The sequence below is a fragment of the Acinetobacter sp. ANC 3832 genome (assembly GCF_002135415.1).
Classification (GTDB): domain Bacteria; phylum Pseudomonadota; class Gammaproteobacteria; order Pseudomonadales; family Moraxellaceae; genus Acinetobacter.
On the sequence record NZ_NEGJ01000003.1, the window covers coordinates 1 to 19137 of the forward strand.

General features: G+C 36.3%; 19 protein-coding genes. 9 read left to right on the plus strand and 10 right to left on the minus strand.

Annotated features, from left to right (window positions below):
• The coding region (locus B9T35_RS04460) for a CII family transcriptional regulator (RefSeq protein ID WP_086189932.1) at positions 1-236 on the minus strand (236 nt) is incomplete at its 3' end.
• Between the two features lie 8 nt (positions 237-244).
• Complete coding sequence (locus tag B9T35_RS04465; protein ID WP_086189933.1) at positions 245-466, minus strand: transcriptional regulator; 222 nt, start codon at positions 464-466, stop codon at positions 245-247.
• Positions 467-594: 128 nt separating this feature from the next.
• Between B9T35_RS04465 and B9T35_RS04470 the strand changes: the two genes are divergently transcribed.
• The 9 genes from B9T35_RS04470 (at position 595) to B9T35_RS04510 (ending at position 6853) form a co-directional block, all read left to right on the plus strand.
• On the plus strand, positions 595-1365 hold the full coding sequence (locus B9T35_RS04470; protein WP_086189934.1) for a LexA family transcriptional regulator: 771 nt from the start codon (positions 595-597) through the stop codon (positions 1363-1365).
• A gap of 573 nt (positions 1366-1938) precedes the next feature.
• Positions 1939-3354 (plus strand): MFS transporter, encoded by a 1416-nt coding sequence (locus B9T35_RS04475; RefSeq protein ID WP_086189935.1) that lies wholly within the window; start codon positions 1939-1941, stop codon positions 3352-3354.
• A gap of 317 nt (positions 3355-3671) precedes the next feature.
• On the plus strand, positions 3672-3875 hold the full coding sequence (locus B9T35_RS04480; RefSeq protein WP_086190311.1) for a hypothetical protein: 204 nt from the start codon (positions 3672-3674) through the stop codon (positions 3873-3875).
• Complete coding sequence (locus B9T35_RS04485) at positions 3872-4417, plus strand: hypothetical protein (protein ID WP_086189936.1); 546 nt, start codon at positions 3872-3874, stop codon at positions 4415-4417. Before B9T35_RS04480 ends, B9T35_RS04485 begins: the two co-directional genes overlap by 4 nt.
• Positions 4418-4428: 11 nt before the next feature.
• On the plus strand, positions 4429-5196 hold the full coding sequence (locus B9T35_RS04490) for an ERF family protein (protein WP_086189937.1): 768 nt from the start codon (positions 4429-4431) through the stop codon (positions 5194-5196).
• Positions 5197-5445: 249 nt separating this feature from the next.
• Positions 5446-5685, plus strand: coding sequence for a hypothetical protein (locus tag B9T35_RS04495; RefSeq protein ID WP_086189938.1), 240 nt, complete (start codon positions 5446-5448; stop codon positions 5683-5685).
• Between the two features lie 3 nt (positions 5686-5688).
• Positions 5689-6288, plus strand: a complete 600-nt coding sequence (locus B9T35_RS04500) for an HNH endonuclease signature motif containing protein (protein WP_086189939.1) — start codon at positions 5689-5691, stop codon at positions 6286-6288.
• Entirely contained in the window at positions 6285-6548 is a 264-nt protein-coding gene (locus tag B9T35_RS04505) for a hypothetical protein (RefSeq protein WP_086189940.1), read from the plus strand. The genes B9T35_RS04500 and B9T35_RS04505 overlap by 4 nt, the downstream gene beginning before the upstream one ends.
• An 11-nt stretch (positions 6549-6559) precedes the next feature.
• Positions 6560-6853 carry a hypothetical protein gene (locus B9T35_RS04510; RefSeq protein WP_086189941.1) on the plus strand — a complete coding sequence of 98 codons (294 nt, stop codon included), beginning with the start codon at positions 6560-6562 and terminating at the stop codon, positions 6851-6853.
• Here the strand turns inward: B9T35_RS04510 and B9T35_RS04515 are convergent.
• The 8 genes from B9T35_RS04515 to B9T35_RS04555 form a co-directional block, all read right to left on the minus strand.
• Positions 6846-7865: a tyrosine-type recombinase/integrase gene (locus B9T35_RS04515; protein ID WP_086189942.1), complete on the minus strand. Its 1020-nt coding sequence runs from the start codon at positions 7863-7865 to the stop codon at positions 6846-6848. The genes B9T35_RS04510 and B9T35_RS04515 overlap by 8 nt on opposite strands.
• A 265-nt stretch (positions 7866-8130) precedes the next feature.
• Positions 8131-8346 (minus strand): hypothetical protein, encoded by a 216-nt coding sequence (locus tag B9T35_RS04520; RefSeq protein WP_086189943.1) that lies wholly within the window; start codon positions 8344-8346, stop codon positions 8131-8133.
• A gap of 69 nt (positions 8347-8415) precedes the next feature.
• Entirely contained in the window at positions 8416-8751 is a 336-nt protein-coding gene (locus tag B9T35_RS04525) for a hypothetical protein (protein WP_086189944.1), read from the minus strand.
• A complete protein-coding gene (locus B9T35_RS04530) occupies positions 8748-10007 on the minus strand; it encodes a PD-(D/E)XK nuclease family protein (protein WP_086189945.1) in 1260 nt (419 codons plus the stop codon). The genes B9T35_RS04525 and B9T35_RS04530 overlap by 4 nt, the downstream gene beginning before the upstream one ends.
• A 133-nt stretch (positions 10008-10140) precedes the next feature.
• Positions 10141-12780, minus strand: a complete 2640-nt coding sequence (locus B9T35_RS04535; protein ID WP_086189946.1) for a bifunctional aconitate hydratase 2/2-methylisocitrate dehydratase — start codon at positions 12778-12780, stop codon at positions 10141-10143.
• Between the two features lie 347 nt (positions 12781-13127).
• The gene (locus tag B9T35_RS04540; protein ID WP_086189947.1) at positions 13128-13397 is read right to left on the minus strand and encodes a hypothetical protein; all 270 of its coding nucleotides are present in this window, start codon (positions 13395-13397) and stop codon (positions 13128-13130) included.
• Between the two features lie 130 nt (positions 13398-13527).
• Entirely contained in the window at positions 13528-13902 is a 375-nt protein-coding gene (locus B9T35_RS04545; protein ID WP_086189948.1) for a hypothetical protein, read from the minus strand.
• 601 nt (positions 13903-14503) lie between these two features.
• Positions 14504-19042, minus strand: a complete 4539-nt coding sequence (locus B9T35_RS04555; protein WP_086189950.1) for a translocation/assembly module TamB domain-containing protein — start codon at positions 19040-19042, stop codon at positions 14504-14506.
• Between the last annotated feature and the right edge of the window lie 95 nt (positions 19043-19137).

Here is a 19137-nt window from a genome sequence, read left to right on the forward strand (position 1 = left end):
TACACATCCCCTTTTCTCACAAGCTTCAATCCTAAAGAATCAACAAAAGCACTTATGAATTCGACTTGAGTCAAATTGTTGTTATCTTTTTTGTCAGTTTTCATTCTTGTGATTGTGCTTGCATCAACTCCCACCAATTCCGCAATCTCTTTTTGATTTTGAGAATCAAGGCAATGCAATATGAGCGACTCGTTATTGCGAGCGCTTGCAGATAATTCAATTGATACTTTGCTCATAGTAGTTCCTAGGCAACACTTGTCTTTCGAAGAAAGAATTCAAAAATGCATTTGTGAGTAAGCTTTTTATTACTTGCATCAACCATCTTTTGAATAGTTTCCATGCCTGGTTTTTTTCGACCATGAATAAGATGAGACTCCATATATCCATATGAAATTTTTGTTGTTTCACAAAATTGGATGCGCTCATCTTTATCAAGACCGCGCCAAAAATCGTACAGAGTAGCCATAAATACACCTGATAGGTAAATATTATATAAATATACCCACAAGGTAAACAAAAAAACAACCTCTCAGGGTATTTATTTTTTTTACCTGAAAGGTAAATTACTAGTTATTGTAAACAGGCAGATTTAAAATGAATGAATTAAAGACAATTCATGAAATTAGACTTGAGAATGTAAGAAAATTGATGAAGGAATCCGGTCTAAATCGAACCGAATTTGCTGAAAAAATTGAAATGTCTTACAACCTATTTAGTCAATATATTGGTAAAAAACCAACTAAAAATATTGGTGATGATACTGCCGATAAAATTGAAAAAGCATTTAATAAGCCTAAAGGTTATTTAGATCAATCCAGCATTGATACAACTGGCAGTGTGGAAATAAAGACATTTGATATCGAAGCTTTTAAAAAGTTATACAACATCCCAGATAGTGAGGATTCAGTCTTGTTCTCTAGGATTATTGAAAAACCAATAATAATTAATAAAAGATGGGTGCCTGTAAAGGCTTATAGTAAAATGGGAATGGACGGTTTTTTTACTGATATGGGATATGAAGGTAACGGCGGTGATGGATATGTTCCAACACATTCAGCGGGCGATCGATCTTATGGAGTTAAAGGTACAGGTGATTCAATGTATCCTGCTATTCGCAATGGTTGGTATGTAGTGTGTGATCCTGACGCAGAGCTAACCCCAACTGAATTTGTTCAAGTTTGTCTTAAAGATGGAAGATGTACTATTAAAGAGTTTATAGGTATTCATAATAATGTTTTAAATCTGTTGGCTGTAAATGGCGGTGAGCGCCTTACCTTTGATATGGATGATGTGGAAAGTATTACTGCTATTACAGATATTGTACCTCCTAGCCAGCATCGGCAAGAACACCCTAATTCTATTTAAACAAACTTAGTAAATTATTATAAACAAGACCTCTCAATTCGAGGCATACCAAAATGTTGATTATGACACGATTCAAATGTGTCATATGATCATTTGAAGTCTAAATTTGCTGATACTTTGCCTACTGAATAGCAGTATAAAACGTCAAAACTCCTAGTAAAAAAATATTAAAAGTATTTTTCAATAAGATTTTTTTAAACCAATCCGCATTTAGTTCAGGCTTAAAATTTAGCGCCTTATTAAGGAAGTTTTCTATTGCAACATCATTTAAATTGAACAGTATGGAATTTATTATGTAATAGAGGATTTATAAATTCTATTTACTTTGGGAAACTTCTGCCTAAATATCTAATTGAAATTGCAGTCAGCAAATTTCAGTAATGCATATATTCGATCACACCTCCTTAAATTTCCAATAAAACTTCTCTAACCTTTGACTTGACCTCAACCTAACTTGAGGTTTTAAAGTGATCTTGTTTTTTGATATCTAGCTAAAAAAGAAAGCACCTAGAATTTAATCTTAAATATCAGCCAGATGAATTAATCAAAAGTAATGGATAAGGGTGATGAAGTATGAATGAGCAAAATAGAGCAACGCAAGATGCTTCATGGGGAGAATTACTCAGTGGTAAAAATGGACTTAGAACAGTTGCACTCACTGGCGGAGTCGCGTTACATGCAATTAATATCTATATTGTCACCACTATCTTACCGAGCATTGTGCAAGATATTGGTGGAATGCAATATTATGCATGGAATACCACCTTATTTGTGATTACTTCAATTATCGGCTCAGCCATAGCTTCACAAATTTTAGCCAAGTTTGGCCCACGCTCGTCTTATTTACTTGGACTTGTGATATTCGCGATTGGTTCTATATGGTGTGGTTTCGCCCTTAATATGCCAGTGTTATTAGTGGGGCGGGTGTTACAAGGCTTTGGTGGAGGAATACTACTAGCACTCAGTTATGCCCTTATTCGAATTGTTTTTGAACAACGACTTTGGTCTCGCGCTATGGGTGTAACCTCTGGAATGTGGGGTGTAGCTACACTGGTTGGACCAGCAATTGGTGGGCTATTTGCACAATATGGTCATTGGCGTTGGGCATTCTGGTCTGTAGTTCCTGTAGCGATTTTGATTGCTGTAATTGTTATAAAGCATATAAATATTACTCAACAGAAAAACCAAGCAAATATTACCATTCCATATGCACAAATTGGATTATTAGTGGTGAGTATTTCTATTTTGACCTTAATGAGCCTAACTGATGTGTTATGGATCAATTTAGTCGGCGTTTTAGCCACAATATTATCTATTGTTGCCATAGGGACAATAGATAATAAAAGTAAAACTAAGCTAATGCCGACTGGAGCATATACATTAAAGCATCCAATTGGGGTGATCTTTTCCGTCATGATCTTACTCATCGCAGGTTTAGCGACTGAAGTGTATATTCCGTATTTTTTACAAGTTATTCAACAAACCTCACCGTTAATTGCAGGTTATCTTACTGCAATAATGGCAGCAGGTTGGACCTTAGGAGCCTTTATTACTGCTAATAAAACACCGAAGCAAGTGGTATATATTATTCGTTATTCACCAGTGATGATTATTAGTGCTCTAGTCGCCTTAGCTTTATTTATTCCAATGCCGAACTTGATGCACTCTGCTCTACTTATCAGCCTTTTTGTCTTAGCCTTGATTTGTGTTGGTTTTGGCATTGGGTTGTGTTGGCCACATCTTGCGATTCACGTGTTTAATTCGGCGGAAAAAGGGGAAGAAAATTTAGCATCTTCTTCAGTGGTCACTATTCAGTTATTCGCAATGGCTTTAGCTACAGCAGTTGCAGGTATTGTAGTAAATAATGCAGGCATTAGTTACCCTGGTGGCATAGAAGGCGCACGTAATGCAGCACTTTGGTTATTTGCACTATTCGCGATTGCACCATTGATGACTATGACATTGGTGCGGCGAATAAAATATGAGTAAAGTGGATCGTAGTAGGTTACTTTATTTCTAATGAATAAAGTCTTGGTCTTCGCTATATGAGCAACATATGCTTTTATATAATTCGGCTAAAAATATCATCTTATTAATATAAATATATTCAACTAAACCCATCCTTGTGATGGGTTTTATTTTATCTAATAAAATTAATTCTACCTATAGAGTAAAAATAATTTAATCAATTACACCTTCAAGGTATTTACTTTTATTTACCTGACAGGTATATTTTAATGCATCAAACAAACAAAAAGCACACCGACCTGAGAAACCAATGTGCTTTTGTAACCAACGAGGTAAGTATGAAACAAAACCTTATTCAAAGTCAAACAACCCCACAAGGTACGCTGTACCAAAGCCCAACCTCTACCAACACAGTAAAGTACAAATCTAAATCAGGTTTGGTCTTAGCTTCAATAATTATCATTGTGATGTGCGTTGGTGGTCTCTTTAGTTGCACAGCTCATCAAAACGCTGTAGCAAAGATTGGGAGTGCTCAAGCATGAACAACACTCAAACCATTAAACAAACCCTCGCACCTGCTCAAGTCTTTGAAGCTTTGGCTAGAGGTTTAAATATCGACTATGCCGAAGTAGAAACTAACGATTGGGAGCTTTTAACACCTCAAGCACGTTTAGGTTTTGCAGACTTCTTTGGTGGATTCATCAAATTTCGCTTCTCTCAAGGTTTAGATAACGGCATTCAACGAGATCTAAAAGATAAAGCAGCTCAATACTTCTCTGAATTTCTTAATTTAGATGGTGATAAAAATGAGCGCTACCGTGTAGGTAAAGATCGCCCTAGCTTTTATGTCCTTAAACCCATTGGTCGAAGTGGAATCAACTTAGATGGTTTCGATATTTATAAAGAATCTCAAGGCAGTCTAATTCTTGTAGATAAGGCCACTGCTCCTGAATGGCTAATTAAAGCATTACTGGTTGCACGTAAAGCCAAACGCAATACTGAACGTAACCAGATTCTAGAAAATACTGGCCACTTTCAATCACCAGAATATAAGAAATGGTCTAAAAGCCATCGTTCGGTTTAAGGAGAATTATCATGACTACAAATACTCAAAACCAAATACCTGCTGAACAAAACATTAATGTGCTTCAACAAATTCAACTTGAATTAAAAGCACCAAAAAGCAAAAGAAATACATTTGGTAATTATAACTATCGTAACTGCGAAGACATTCTTGAAGCAGTTAAGCCACTTCTTCAAAAATACAATGCAACACTCATCATCACTGATGAAGTTCAAGAGATTGGACCTGTTGTCGTAGTCACAGCAAAAGTAATTCTAACTGATGCCAATGGTAAAGAAACGGTAGTCAAAGCCCATGCAGGTGTAGAGATTAGCAAGAAAGGTATGGATGTAGCTCAAACCTTTGGTGCATCGAGTTCTTATGCTCGTAAATATGCACTCAATGGCTTGTTCTTAATTGATGACACCAAAGACTATGATTCTGATGAGTATCACAACCAAGTCAATAATGGCTCTGCCCGAAATAATAATCTGCAAAATAGACAGACACAGCAGTCTGCTCCTGCTCAAAATAATGCTCAGCGTAACCAAACGCAGAATCAGAATAATCAACAATCGAATGGCCAACAAAAGCCTAAACGTAGCCAATCCCAACTCTTTAATGATGCTTTGAATGCCATTAAAAGCACATCGGACAAAGGTGTTCTTAAAGCGGCTGCAAATAGATTTAAAGGTACGACCTATGAAGCAGGTATTACCAATGCTTGTCGTGCTCGAGCAGATCAAATGGGATGGCCAACACTAAGTAATGCTCAACAAAACAATCAAATGCATCATTGATGTGCTCGAGGAGAAGCTATGAAATTTACATATTCTACGGCGACTCGAACACTCACTGTGTTCGGGGCAAAGATGACCCACGTGTTTAGCAACGTCGGTGTGGGTGAAATTGAAGAGCTGGTTACAGATGCAAAATTTAAAGAAGCGAACTGGAGGTCCAAGGATGGAAATTCTTATTTTGTGGCTTGAGTTTTCTATTGCGGTAAGTGGGTCTGTTTATATCAATTTTGAAATGTGAGGATGGTAATAATGAATACACCAATCGATCTAAATACAGTTTTATTTGCGCAACTCGAACGACTCAGTAATCCTGCTTTAAAAGGAAGTGAGCTTGAAGCAGAAATTCAAAAAGCAGATGCAATTGAGAAAATCAGTGAGCAGGTTATTAAGAATAATAATATGCGTTTAAGTGCTGCAAAATTAGTTGCAGAATATCGCGGAATCAAAAACGTGGAATCTATTGAAATTCCACAAAACTTAATTGGGTGACTTATGACTAAAGGATCTGCAATTAAGTATTCATCAGCGCAATTAGAGTTTATTCAATCGAATTGCACTTTAAATCGAGCTGAACTTACAGACATCTTAAATCTGAAATTTAACACCTGTTTTTCTGTAGAAAACATTAAGTCTTTATGTACTCGAAAAAAGTGGAATACAGGCCGAACTGGATATTTTCAGAAAGGAAGTATTCCAGCAAACAAGGGCACGAAAGGACTTACCTCTGCAAATAAAACAAGTTTTAAAAAAGGTCAGATTACCTGGAACAAAAAGCCGGTTGGTTATGAGCGCATTTGTTCTAAGGATGGATATGTCTTAATTAAAACCGGTGAGCCAAATATCTTTGAGCTAAAGCATCGTGTTATTTGGGAAAAAGCCCACGGTCTGGTTCTTGAAAATCATGTCATAGCATTTAGGAACCAGGACAAAACTGATTGTCGTATAGAAAATTTGATCTTAATGGCTAAGTCGGAAATGGCTCGCTATAACCAAAGTTTTCAAAAGCTTTCAAATCCTGAAAATAATGAAACTTGTTTGTTAATGGCCAAAGTTAAAAACAAGAAACATCAGATGCAAAAGGAGCTGTCATGAAAATTCCAGAAATGCAGTTAGAAGGCACCACTGAAGAAATAGCTGAGCAAGTATTTCGGAAAATCATTGCTCCAATGTTTGAAGAGATAAATCAGGTGAACCCAGCTTTGGCTATTAACTTTGGTTTTTGCATTGCAGCTAATGCGATTGGCTGTTACTTGAGTTCAGGTACGAATGTAGATAGAGCGGAAAAGAAAATTTCAGTGATTACTCGAAATATGGTGCTTGATGTTAAGCGACATAAAAGCAAAGTTTGTTGAGGGGTGTAATGATGGGAGTTCAAAAATATACAGTCACACTGGAAGCAGATACCCCTCCTCAAATTTTTCTAGGTCAGAATATCTTAGGTGGTAAGGTTGTTGGCTTGGTTATACAAGAAGTTCCGAAATTAGTGTCGGTGAGTTGGTTGGTTGAAAGATATAATTTCACTAAAACTACAATTATTAAAAAGCTTGAAGGTTATAACCAGGGAACTGAAGGTAAACACCTTTATGACTCTAAGACAGCTATGGTAATTTTATCTCAACCCCAAAAAAACAAACGTGGTGCTAAACGAGTCAATTAGACTCGTTTAGCATTGAACTAATTTCGCTAGCTGTTGGATTGTAATAAGTATTAATTAATATCCCTGCTGTCTTGTGACCCGTAATTTTCATTAATATCTCAATTGGTACTTTTCTCAACTTAACAAGTCTTGTGATACCCTCGTGTCTTGTATCGTGAAAATGCAGATCATTAATCCCTAATTTTTTTATTCTATTTCCAAACATATTTTGAAACGTACTATTTTTCATATCAATTAATTTATTTGTGCCATTTGGTTTAATTAGTTTCAGTAAATCTTTAGCACTTTGCAACAATGGAACATCTCTATAGTCACCATTCTTTGTTTCTGCTAAATGAATGTAATCATCAAATATATTTGATCTTTCGATATTTAGAATCTCTCCCTGCCTCATTGTTGTTTCAATAGCAAATAAAAAGGCCCAAGCAATGAAGTGCTGGTCACACGTTGGGATTTGCCCTCGCGCATAATCATGAGCCTGTAATATCAAATCAATTTCGAATTCATTAATACGTCGATTTCTTGATTTTGGCTGCGGTGGTTTGCTAATCAGAGAAAAAGGATTGTTGTCTATTAAAAATAATTCTTTTTGAGCGTAGGTAAAAATTGCAGAGAATAAAGAAACGTCTCGTAGTACCGTTCCAGTGCTCACATCTTTTAATCTCAGATTTCGCCACTCTGTGAGAATTTGAGGTGTTATGTCATGCACTGACATTTCAGCAATATCTAGGAAGTTCTTTATGAAGTGGTTTATAGATACTTTTATGGTTCTTGATGATTTTTTATGTTTGCCAATTTCTTCATAATATTTATGCATTAATACTGAGAGTGGAAAGTGAGGTTTAACATCACCCTTGCTCTCGCTTTTCTCTGTCTTTAACTCTAATAGCTTGAGCATGGCCCATTGTTCACATTCTTTTTCTGTATCTCTTGTGGCGCTTATCCGCTTCCCATTAAACATTAACTCAATGCGAAATGCTTCACCACGTTTTCGAGCTTTTGGGAGTTTCATTCTTGGCGTAATCTTGGCGTAAAGAGTTGGACATTTTAACGTAAATTATGTCCATTATGGATAATATGTCCAATTATATGCAAAGAACCATTTTAAAACTCTTGTTAAAAATCTTAATTAATAATCATAAGTTATTGTTATTAATGATTAAATGTTAAAATATTGTTAAATATACTTAATTTATGGTTAAGTGTCATAGCACTTAACCATGGGGCTTTTTAATGTCTGAATAAAAGCTTTTTCAATTCAGCTTTACATTTTTCTATTACTCTATGTCATGCACCCAATTTTTGGCTTGTTGATCCGTCGTTGTTTCGCAGACGTAGTAATAGTCATTCCGTGAATCTGGATGAAAAACTTCAAGTTTACGATAGGTCACTTTTTTTGACTTCTCAACACATTCAAAGCTTTCACCTTGATCTTTTATAGCTGATCCATTTAGAAAACCACCAATACATAAAAATCGAGTTTGTTTCGCCATTTTTCAATCAACTTTTTATATCACTAAATCAGGCGGTGATTAAACGACGTATTGATTCATCTGTAAAGATTAGCTTCGATAATGTGGATCTTTTTTCCAAATTACTTCATCAAAATTAAGCTCAAAAAATACCGCGATTTGTTGAGCAATTCTCTTTTTAAAGAGTTTGGCGTCCATATAGACTATCGTTTTATTGCTTAGGCTATTATAAATGACACGACCTCGTGGAATCTCTTCATATTCTTTATGTCGTAACTCAGCAATTTGACTTCTAAGCTCTTCCCAATAATTAACATGAACATAAGCACTATCAATCAGACCAAGTGAATCTTGCTCGGATAGTTTAAAATCATGTGCAATGCCAACGATTTGGTTTTGATAACACCAAAAGATGCCGATTTTCATTTTTTTATTATTAAATCCAACTCTCTTAGACGTTCATTAATAAAATCATTTAAAAAAATATTATTTTGAGTAGTTAGTAATTTAAAAGCATCACCTGAAAAGCCACGTAAATTTCCAATAGAATGACTAATCCAAGAATTTGGTATTTTTTTCCAAGGACCTCTCACCGCCCATGTTGGGAAAAGTTGTTGAATATGCTCAATAGATAAATTTTCATTTTCTTTTAAAACAATACCATAGTGGAAATAATCTGTAGCAGCAACAAATAAAAATGTGATATTTGGATTAATTTTACTTTGTAAAACACAACCAATTACATCTCTATTTTGTGCTAAATTTTTACTACTAAGTTGCTCAAACCATTTTTGACAATTTTTAATATTATATTTAATATTTAAAAAGGCATCTGTATTCGAGTCCAAAAATTCGCCCGTTTCCATAATCATATTTTTTATATATTCAAATAAGTTATAAAGTAATTTTCCTCGATACTCACTACTGCTATATTCATCCGAAATTTTCTTGATTGCCTCTAATTCATTTGGTTTAACATCAATAAGCATTTTCTGTAATTCCTTCTTTCCTGTGATTAACTCACATGTTAGCATTTTCAACAAGTTGATATACTGTCGAATTGCTGCTACAAGATTTGATGCTTTACCAGTAGCAGATTGGATATTCTCCAACCATAGAATAATATCTGTTTGATAGCTCAAGCATTTCAAATATATATTTTTTTGATTTGCATCATCATCCAAGAAATACTTTCCATCTATATTTTTTATATTGCCTAATGAAAATTGACTTGGCTCTTTACCATCTAATGTCAAATAAATCATAAATGGTTGCTTCTTCATACTTTCACAATATTCATAATACCTACTCAATTGTTTAGCTTGATCTTCGGCATAAATTTTATTTTCAATAATTAAAATTTGTGTTTTATTTGAAATGATTAAATCAATTTGACCATAATTTTTATTTTTATTGACAACACGTTGCTCCTTTTTTATCTGAACGAACTCATCCAGAATAAATTCAGGACAAAAAGAGTCAATAAATATTTTTAAAAATAAATCTCTTTGACCATGTGAGCCACGTGGATCTAATAACTCCTTTAATATTGGAGTATGTGTAAAAACCTCACTGCTTCCCATACCAGATATTTTTAGTAAATTAAAATCATTTCCATGACTTCTATTTGTTTCGATTAGCCCTATCGTTTCGGCTATTAATTTTTTTATATATTCTTGCATTTTATTATCCAAAAAATAAGGGCTGAATAATCAGCCCTTATTTTATACCGCTTATTACTTAATTTTCAAAGCAAATCATAGATTTGCTCTTGCGCTAGGGAAAAGCCTTTCGGCTTTTCTTTGTCCTAGCTCATTAAGTCAATTGAGCAGCAACAATTTTCTTGGTATCAACTTTCGCAGCAGCGTCAGTATAGTCGCTCATTTTGTCGAAGCTTAAGTATTGATAGATGTCAGCAGACATGCTGTCAATTTGAGCTGCATATTGTTGATATTCTTCTGGGCTTGGTAATTTACCAAGTACAGCAGCAACAGATGCAAGTTCAGCAGACGCTAAATAAACGTTAGCACCTTGACCTAAACGGTTCGGGAAGTTACGCGTAGAAGTCGAAACACAAGTTGTGTTCGGTGCTACTCGTGCTTGGTTACCCATACACAATGAACAACCTGGCATTTCAGTACGCGCGCCAGCTTTACCATAAATGTTATAGAAACCTTCTTCCATCAATTGACGTTCGTCCATACGCGTCGGTGGAGCAATCCACAAACGAGTTGACAATACGCCACCAGGAACTTTCTCTAACAACTTACCAGTTGCGCGGAAGTGACCGATGTTTGTCATACATGAACCAACGAATACTTCGTCAATTTTCACGCCTTGAACGTCAGAAAGAAGTTTTGCATCATCTGGATCGTTCGGGCAGCAAAGAACAGGTTCTTTAATGTCAGCAAGGTCAATTTCATATACTTTCGTATATTCAGCATCAGCATCAGCTTGAAGAAGTGATGGGTTTGCTAACCATTTTTCCATGTTTTCTACACGGCGCGCCATTGTACGAGCATCGCCATAACCTTCAGAAATCATCCATTTCAACATCGTAATGTTTGATTTAAGGTATTCAGCAACTTTCTCTTCAGAAAGTGTGATCGAACAACCGGCAGCAGAACGTTCAGCAGAAGCATCAGAAAGTTCGAATGCTTGCTCAACAGTAAGGTCCGTTTCCATTTCACGTAAGTCGATCTCAAGGATACGACCAGAGAAAATGTTTTTCTTACCTTTCTTCTCTACAGTTAAATCACCCGCTTGAATCGCGTAGTAAGGAATTGCATGTACAAGGTCACGTAGTGTGATACCAGGTTGCATTTTACCTTTGAACTTAACAAGGATTGATTCAGGCATATCAAGTGGCATAACACCAGTTGCTGCAGCAAATGCGACAAGACCAGAACCTGCAGGGAAAGAAATACCAATTGGGAAACGAGTATGTGAGTCACCACCTGTACCAACGGTATCAGGCATTAACATACGGTTTAACCAAGAGTGAATAATACCGTCACCTGGGCGTAAAGATACACCACCACGGTTCATGATGAAATCAGGAAGCGAGTGTTGCATTTGAACGTCAATTGGTTTTGGATATGCAGCTGTGTGGCAGAAAGATTGCATCACAAGATCAGCAGAGAAACCTAGGCAAGCCAAGTCTTTCAATTCGTCACGTGTCATTGGACCTGTCGTATCTTGCGATCCAACAGTTGTCATCTTCGGTTCACAGTAAGTACCTGGAAGTACACCTTGACCTTCTGGAAGACCACAAGCGCGACCCACCATTTTCTGTGCTTGAGTAAAGCCTTTGCCAGTAGCAGCAGGCTGAACAGGAACACGGAATAATGTAGAAACTGGAAGACCTAAAGCTTCACGCGCTTTAGTGGTCAAACCACGACCAACGATCAAGTTGATACGACCACCCGCACGAACTTCGTCAAGAAGTACTGGTGTTTTCAATTCAGATTCAGCGATGACAGCGCCATCTTTCAATGCAGTTACTTTTGCAGCAGCATGATCAATTTTAAGAACGATTTCATCGCCCATGTTCATGTTTGCAACATCAATTTCTACAGGTAATGCACCAGCATCTTCCATAGTATTGAAGAAAATCGGTGCGATTTTAGAACCTAAGCAATAACCGCCGTCTTTTTTGTTCGGGATGTGTGGAATGTCATCACCAAAGAACCAAAGAACCGAGTTAGTTGCAGATTTACGGCTCGAACCTGTACCTACAACGTCACCTACGTAAGCAACTTGGTTGCCTTTCGCGATCAATTCTTTAATTTGGTTCAGTGGACCCACCTCACCAGGAACTTCTGGGTTAATCCCATCACGTACGTTTTTCAACATTGCATTTGCATGTAATGGAATATCTGGACGGCTCCAAGCGTCTTGTGCAGGTGACAAGTCGTCTGTGTTTGTTTCGCCAGTTACTTTGAAAACAGTGAGTTTGATTTCTTCAGGAACATCTTTACGGCTAGTGAACCATTCAGCATCTGCCCAAGACTGCATAACAGACTTAGCATTTACGTTACCTGCTTTTGCTTTATCAGCTACGTCATGGAACGCATCGAATACAAGTAAAGTTTTTTTCAATGCTTCAGCAGCAAGCTCAGCAAGAACTGCATCATCAAGCAATGTCACTAAAGGCGCTACGTTATAACCACCAAGCATTGTGCCAAGTAAATAAACAGCACGTTCTTTAGAAACTAATGGAGAAGTCGCTTCACCTTTTGCAACAGCAGACAAGAAAGCAGCTTTAACATAAGCAGCTTGGTCTACACCTGCAGGAATACGGTTTTCAAGCAAATCTACTAAGAAAGCCTCTTCGCCCGCTGGCGGGTTTTTTAATAGTTCAACGAGCTCAGCTGTTTGAGCATCATCTAGTGGCTTCGGTGGGACTCCGAGTGCGGCACGTTCTGCAACGTGTTGGCGGTAAGCTTCTAGCACGGTGATATTCCTCTTTTTTAAAAAATTACTTGTGAATTCCAACTTATTAAAAGCTTCGCAAGTAATATGGACAGACAAATTTTACTAAAAATCAAGGCAAAAGTTAATGTAAAGATCGCATTTAATCGTGATGACCATTATTTTTTAAATAAATACTCATCGCATAATCATATTAAACAACTTATTGAGCACCATCACTTTTCATTTGACGCCGAAAATCACGAATCTTCAGTATATTTTGAATCAGCAATGTCTTTTAGCATCTTTTACATTACTTTTAACTTGGCTATGAACCGTAAAAAAGGCAACTCATGTTGCCCTTTTTCTACTGTGCTGTACATTCCACCTTAGTGGACTGTGGTATTCATTTGATATTTTTTAAACTGCTCTCGACAACCTTCAAACTTCAATTGAATTTCATCTTCGTGAAGCATAGCATGATCTGCACATGCAAATGAGATTTGCACCTGATATAACTTGGCTTGCTCATCAATCACTTGTTGAAGGACGACTTTGTCACCTAAACTTAATACGTAGTGACTTCCACTAATAATCGCAACGCCTTGCTCTCCTTCTAAAAGCAAGTCTGCGTTATGTAAATATGCAACAACTTCCATTTTTCAGCTCCTTGTACTTTTTATTTTCTATTTTAATATTTTATATAAGCTTTTCAGTTTTTATGCTAATCATTTTTTGTTTCATAAAATATTCAAATTCAACTATTTCTAGATATAAAAAAACCGTTCATTAGAACGGTTTGTAATCTGGCATTTTTTTCGGATCATGCGGTGTCTTTACGCATTGCTCATAAGCCTCTTGTTTAAATTGTGCTTGTACAGCATCTTTATCCGCTTTTAACTCAGCATCTGGCATTGCATACACTTTTTCAAGATATTCTTTAACAAATCCTTTGGTGGTCGGATCTGTTACTTTATCTGCATATTCAACAGCTTCTTTATGCGTAATACCATTCTGACGATCTAGAACTAGTGTCCGAGCAGCATTACCGATACTAGTACAGTATCCTTGCCAAATTTCTTCAGGAGTCGCAGGTTTCTTTTCAGAACAGCCCGTCATTAATAAAACTGTACTTACAGCACTTAATATTACCAATTTTTTCATTACATATCTCCTCGTGGCGATTATGATACTGAAAATGGAACTCTATGGGAGAATTATTTATGCTTTGATCAGAGGTAGAAGATCGTAATAAATCATTTTAGGCTCGTAATAATTTGCTTTATATAATTTTAAAATCCAAATTTGAACTTAAAAAACATAAAAAAATAGATAAATAATCCTAAAACTAAAATCGTGTGATAAGTCAGAATCCAACTAATCGATTTAATTCTTTCTTTACTTTTATGGAAAATTTTCATCGATACAACTATATCGATAATCAAATGTACACCAATCAATAATATGATAAAAATAAGTGCTTGTTTATCATCTTTAATCGGTTCATTAAAAAATTTAACCAGAATGAATAGCGGAATCAACAACAACATAAAAGGATGAATCGCAAAGTAAACTTTACTCCATAAAAATTTATTCAATGGAATGTGGCTTAATTTTCCAATAAGGCTATTGATGCTAAAAAAGATAATCAAACTGATCATCAAAAATAATGGAAAGCTCATGAATGCACTCTGATTCTTATTATTGAATTTAAATTATATAAAAAGAGCACCAAAAGTGCTCTTTTTATTTTGGAAATAATATTTTAGAAACGCCAATGATAGAATACGTCAATTGCTTTTTCTAAAGACTGACTCGCTTCTAAATATAGACGTTTATTCATTTGATAACGTAAAGTTAGTTTATTCACTGGTGTAAATACGCCAACACCATAACGAATATATAAGTCAGGAGTGATATAGCCTGTAAGACTTACTTGCGTATCATCACCTGTTCCTTGGGCATCTAAAGCTAAACCACTTAGACCAAAAGTTTGCCCTATCTGATTGGTAAATGCACGCGTCCCACCTAAACCGAGACTAATACCTGCGGCAGCAATGGTATTATTCACATCAGACTTAAAGCCCTGTTCATTGCTTAAACCACTCGAACCTTCATTAATACGTCCTGTAATTAAAGCATTCATTGCTTCTTGATCAGACAAACCTGCATCATTATAAACTTGAATATTCGGACTACTTGCTGTACCTGTTACACGTACGCCAACCGTACTTCCTGAAATACTCTTATTGGCATCCACATCCAGTGTTGGATTTGCCAATGGCCCATTAAAACGAGCAATCGCACGATTCAAATCTAAACGTTGCCCATATGCTTCAATCGTCACTTTTTGGCTCACACCAATCGCACCATTAGCACGCATTGCTGTTTCTAAGCCACGTTGAGATAAATAAAGTCGACCCACCAATGGAATACGGCTATTAAAACCTTGGAAAATAATTTGATTCCCCAAATTAACAGAAACATCTGCACGAATATCCCAAGGCTTCGCAGCTTTTAGAATCGCCAATTGATCATCACCATCATGCACAATTCGAACATCAGAAGAAACATTGACAACAGATGCACTAGATTCAGGCATTGAAATCAATGCACGTGGTACATCCACTTTACCTTTTACAGTAATCCTCTTACTCATAGGCAAGGCATCAAGTGAAATATCGGTATCTACAATTGCAGTGATCAATGGTGCTTGACGAATCAGCAGTTTTTCACCTTTTAAATTTAATTGAATTCTTGGATCACCTTTCCAATCGATACTACCACTAAGACGTCCTACACCTTGACCACTGTTAAATGCACCATTAATCGTGGCCTGATCTTGATGAATCGATGAATAAACCTGAATATTACTTAAATTAACAGGCAATGAAATCATACTAATTGCACCATTTTTTAGGCGCATTTCACCGTCAAATAATGGGTTGGTTAAGGTTCCATTAATTTTGCCTGCGAGTGACAAAGTACCCTCTAATTTACGTACATCAGCAATAAATGGTTTTAAAATTTTAAGTTGCACTTCATTAAAGGCAATTTCACCACGAATTGGTTTTGAATCAACATACGGATTAACCAAGACATTGGCATAGCCTGTACCAACATTTGGTGCTTTTAAATCGACCCGAAGGAGCAAGCCTTCTTTAATACTTTTCGCAATAATACTGGCTTCGTCATAATCCAAAGAAGATGAAGCATCATCTGGATCTTCAGCTGCAATACCAATTTTACCATTGCGTGTTACAAGTCGAGCATCAAGCTTGGGTTGTGAACCTTCAGCCCAAGATGCTTTGGCATAACCATTCAGTTTACCTGTAAGTGCTAAACCATCAGGCATAAAGGCTGCGAAATCATTTAAATCTAAATTCTGCGTTACAAATGAAACATTGCCACGTTGCTTGCTTGCACGAATAGGCTGATCAAAACACAATTGGCTTTGTTGGCTCGACCAACAATGTTGACCGATATACAGTTCAGATTTTGCAGTTGTAAAAATTACAGGAGCATTTTGAACTTGTTGTAAATGTGCACGAACCGAGTCAAACTCACCTTTTTGAATTTGACCTAGCCAATCATTTTGTGCATTAAAACCACCCGCAAGTTGCATGTAAAATTTAGAATAATAATTCCAACCTTGCAGTTGTAGCAGATGTGCTTTGCGTGTGCCTGAAAGTGTAATGGCAGCATGCTGAATTTCGCGACCACCACTTCGTAATGTCTCAAGCTGAGCCACCATTTTAGAAGGAACACTTTCAGATGTTGGTAATTCACCTTTTAAACTCATGGTTTTAATACTGAGCGTATTATTAAACCCAAAATTATCAACCACTAAGTTTGCTGTCGCACTAAGCCGTGGTTGAGATTGTAAATTTAAATAACCATGTGCTTGCCCACGTAATCCTGGATAAATCTCATATAATGCAGGTGCATTAATTTTTAAACGTAAATTTTGTGCATTTCCTGTCGCTTGAACCTGATTATTGGCATAAGAAAGGAAAAGATTATTGGCTTCAAACTGTTGTGGTAAAAAGCCCTTTTGATCTGAATTTAAAACAATGGCTAAATTTCCACGACCGCGCAAAGGCTTATTATTAATGATGCCCGCAAGGTTTAAATTTTGAACACCAATCCGTTTGATTTTATCTGACCACGTGCCTTGTGTTTTGACATTACCAGATACCTCACCACGAACTGCGGATACAAAATACTGTGGTTTAAAGCGTACTAAAGATGCATTGATATCCCAACCAATCCCATTACTTATATGTACCAAGCCATTTGCTAAAACTTTACCGGCAATACCATCATGCTGTAGTTCTGCAATTTTAATCAGCTCTGGTGTACCTGAAACTTTAAATTTTAATAAACCACTGCCTTGTTTTAACTGTGTTGCATTTAATGCACCATCATAGTTCACAGCGAAGCCTTTAAATCCGCCGCCTGCTTTTTCATTATTAAAAAGTACAGCAGCCGTACTTTTACCTGTGAGTTTTATGGTTTCTGCATTGGCTTGACCCGCCATTCGACCAATCAAATTAATCGACTCAAGTTGAATGATTTGCTGATTCGGCTTGGCATAGCCATTGGCTTTAATTTGCCCATTAATCAAATTTACAGGGGTAGCCGCAACAACAGCTTGAGGATTAAAGTCTTTGGCGTTAAGTAAAGCATTCCATTTTAATTGACGTTTTTCATCAGGAAGTTCAACAACTGCATTACCTGTTAAGCTGCCTTTTTCTGCTTGATAGCTAAACGAAGGTACATATAAATTATTACCTTTCAAGTCTAGCTGAGCATCATATTGTCCAGCAGGCAAACTGCCTTTCTCATGTGGGCGAACAACCGTTGCAACATGAATATTTTGCTGACCTTCAACCAAAGCCAAGTTGACATGACCTTTTTCACTGCTTAACCAACCGACATAGGGCATGGCACGATCAATATTTTTCCAATCAACAGCAAGTAACATTGGCTCAGGTTTTTTACCTTTTTGTTCAGCTTGATTGAGTTGTACTGCCCATGATTCATATTTATCAAAATCAACATTTGCATTGACTTGCATGCCTTTTTGCAAAGCACCAGAAGATGAAATATTGGCATCTAAGGCAGGTGGAAGGAAATCCCGAACCACTTGAGGAATAATTTTATCTTTTGGACTAATTTTATCTAAACGACCTTTTACATCCCAATGCACATGATCTTGCCAACTGACCAGTCCTGCTACATTAATAGCGCCACCCATCAATTGACCATTTAGATTACTGATATTCAATTGATTGACAAGGTCTGTATTCATTGAAGCAGTATATTGACCTTGCGGAATATTTTTCCCACTAATGTCTGTATTAATGTCTAAATCTAAACGCTGAATATCACCTTTAAACTTCGCAATACCATCTTTAGATAAAAGTTCTTGATCAAGTAATAATGGCAAATGATAATTTTTAAAATATAAAGCACCATTCATTGGCACATGTGTTCTTACAGGGTGGACAACTGCCCAGCCTGTTAGTAAATCTGGGGTATGCGTTGCAACGCCTGCTTTTAAGGTATCTAAAGTACCCCGTGCATGTACATAAACATCTTGAATATTTAAAGCTTTCAATGAGGGTAAATTAACAACAGCTTTGGCATTAATTGGATATTTATCTTTAAAATCCATGCTACCTGATGCATTTTTGACTGCAAGATAACCCATATCCATCCGAGAATCTTCGAATTTCAATTCAGTACCTGACCATAAGGCATTGTTTAATACAATATCATCAAAATTAACTTTGGCTGATGAGGTCTGAATCACCAAATGATCAACTGTGGCTTTATCTAAACGCAAAACAAAAGGCAATTTAATGGCACTGAATTTAAATGGCTCATTGCTTGGCGGAGACTTACTGATAATTTGTAAATTATTGACATCTGCATGACTTAAATGAATTTCTTTATCTAAAATCGCACGCCAGCCTAAAGAAACATCTGCACGATCAATTTTGACATCAACCGCAGATAAAGTCAGGACAAAGTTTTTAAGGACAATTCCTTGTAAAAGATTACCACTTTCGTATTGGTATTGAATCATTTGCTGATTCGACAACACTCGATCGAGTAGGAATTTACTTCCTTTATCGGTTGAAAACATGACAGCTAAAGCAGCAATCAATAAAATGAAAACCAAACCAATCGACAATAAAATATTGCGTAACAAATTCCGTTTTTTCGGCATTTGTTCGGGTTCTTGCTGGTCATTTTGATGATCGTTTTGAACATCTTGCTGTTCAACTTCAGCCATATTTGTTCCAAAAAATTAAATGTATTTTATAAATTAAATATCTTGTATCCGCATTCACAAGCGCTTTATTTTCAATTCAAAAGATTAATAAATGG

Coding starts and splice junctions, on each gene's coding strand:
- B9T35_RS04495 (WP_086189938.1), top strand. CDS start 5,446: ATGAATACACCAATCGATCTAAATACAGTTTTATTTGCGCAACTCGAA.
- B9T35_RS04555 (WP_086189950.1), bottom strand. CDS start 19,042: ATGGCTGAAGTTGAACAGCAAGATGTTCAAAACGATCATCAAAATGAC.
- B9T35_RS04475 (WP_086189935.1), top strand. CDS start 1,939: ATGAATGAGCAAAATAGAGCAACGCAAGATGCTTCATGGGGAGAATTA.
- B9T35_RS04530 (WP_086189945.1), bottom strand. CDS start 10,007: ATGCAAGAATATATAAAAAAATTAATAGCCGAAACGATAGGGCTAATC.
- B9T35_RS04490 (WP_086189937.1), top strand. CDS start 4,429: ATGACTACAAATACTCAAAACCAAATACCTGCTGAACAAAACATTAAT.
- B9T35_RS04515 (WP_086189942.1), bottom strand. CDS start 7,865: ATGAAACTCCCAAAAGCTCGAAAACGTGGTGAAGCATTTCGCATTGAG.
- B9T35_RS04465 (WP_086189933.1), bottom strand. CDS start 466: ATGGCTACTCTGTACGATTTTTGGCGCGGTCTTGATAAAGATGAGCGC.
- B9T35_RS04545 (WP_086189948.1), bottom strand. CDS start 13,902: ATGAAAAAATTGGTAATATTAAGTGCTGTAAGTACAGTTTTATTAATG.
- B9T35_RS04505 (WP_086189940.1), top strand. CDS start 6,285: ATGAAAATTCCAGAAATGCAGTTAGAAGGCACCACTGAAGAAATAGCT.
- B9T35_RS04540 (WP_086189947.1), bottom strand. CDS start 13,397: ATGGAAGTTGTTGCATATTTACATAACGCAGACTTGCTTTTAGAAGGA.
- B9T35_RS04485 (WP_086189936.1), top strand. CDS start 3,872: ATGAACAACACTCAAACCATTAAACAAACCCTCGCACCTGCTCAAGTC.
- B9T35_RS04510 (WP_086189941.1), top strand. CDS start 6,560: ATGGGAGTTCAAAAATATACAGTCACACTGGAAGCAGATACCCCTCCT.
- B9T35_RS04520 (WP_086189943.1), bottom strand. CDS start 8,346: ATGGCGAAACAAACTCGATTTTTATGTATTGGTGGTTTTCTAAATGGA.
- B9T35_RS04470 (WP_086189934.1), top strand. CDS start 595: ATGAATGAATTAAAGACAATTCATGAAATTAGACTTGAGAATGTAAGA.
- B9T35_RS04480 (WP_086190311.1), top strand. CDS start 3,672: ATGAAACAAAACCTTATTCAAAGTCAAACAACCCCACAAGGTACGCTG.
- B9T35_RS04500 (WP_086189939.1), top strand. CDS start 5,689: ATGACTAAAGGATCTGCAATTAAGTATTCATCAGCGCAATTAGAGTTT.
- B9T35_RS04525 (WP_086189944.1), bottom strand. CDS start 8,751: ATGAAAATCGGCATCTTTTGGTGTTATCAAAACCAAATCGTTGGCATT.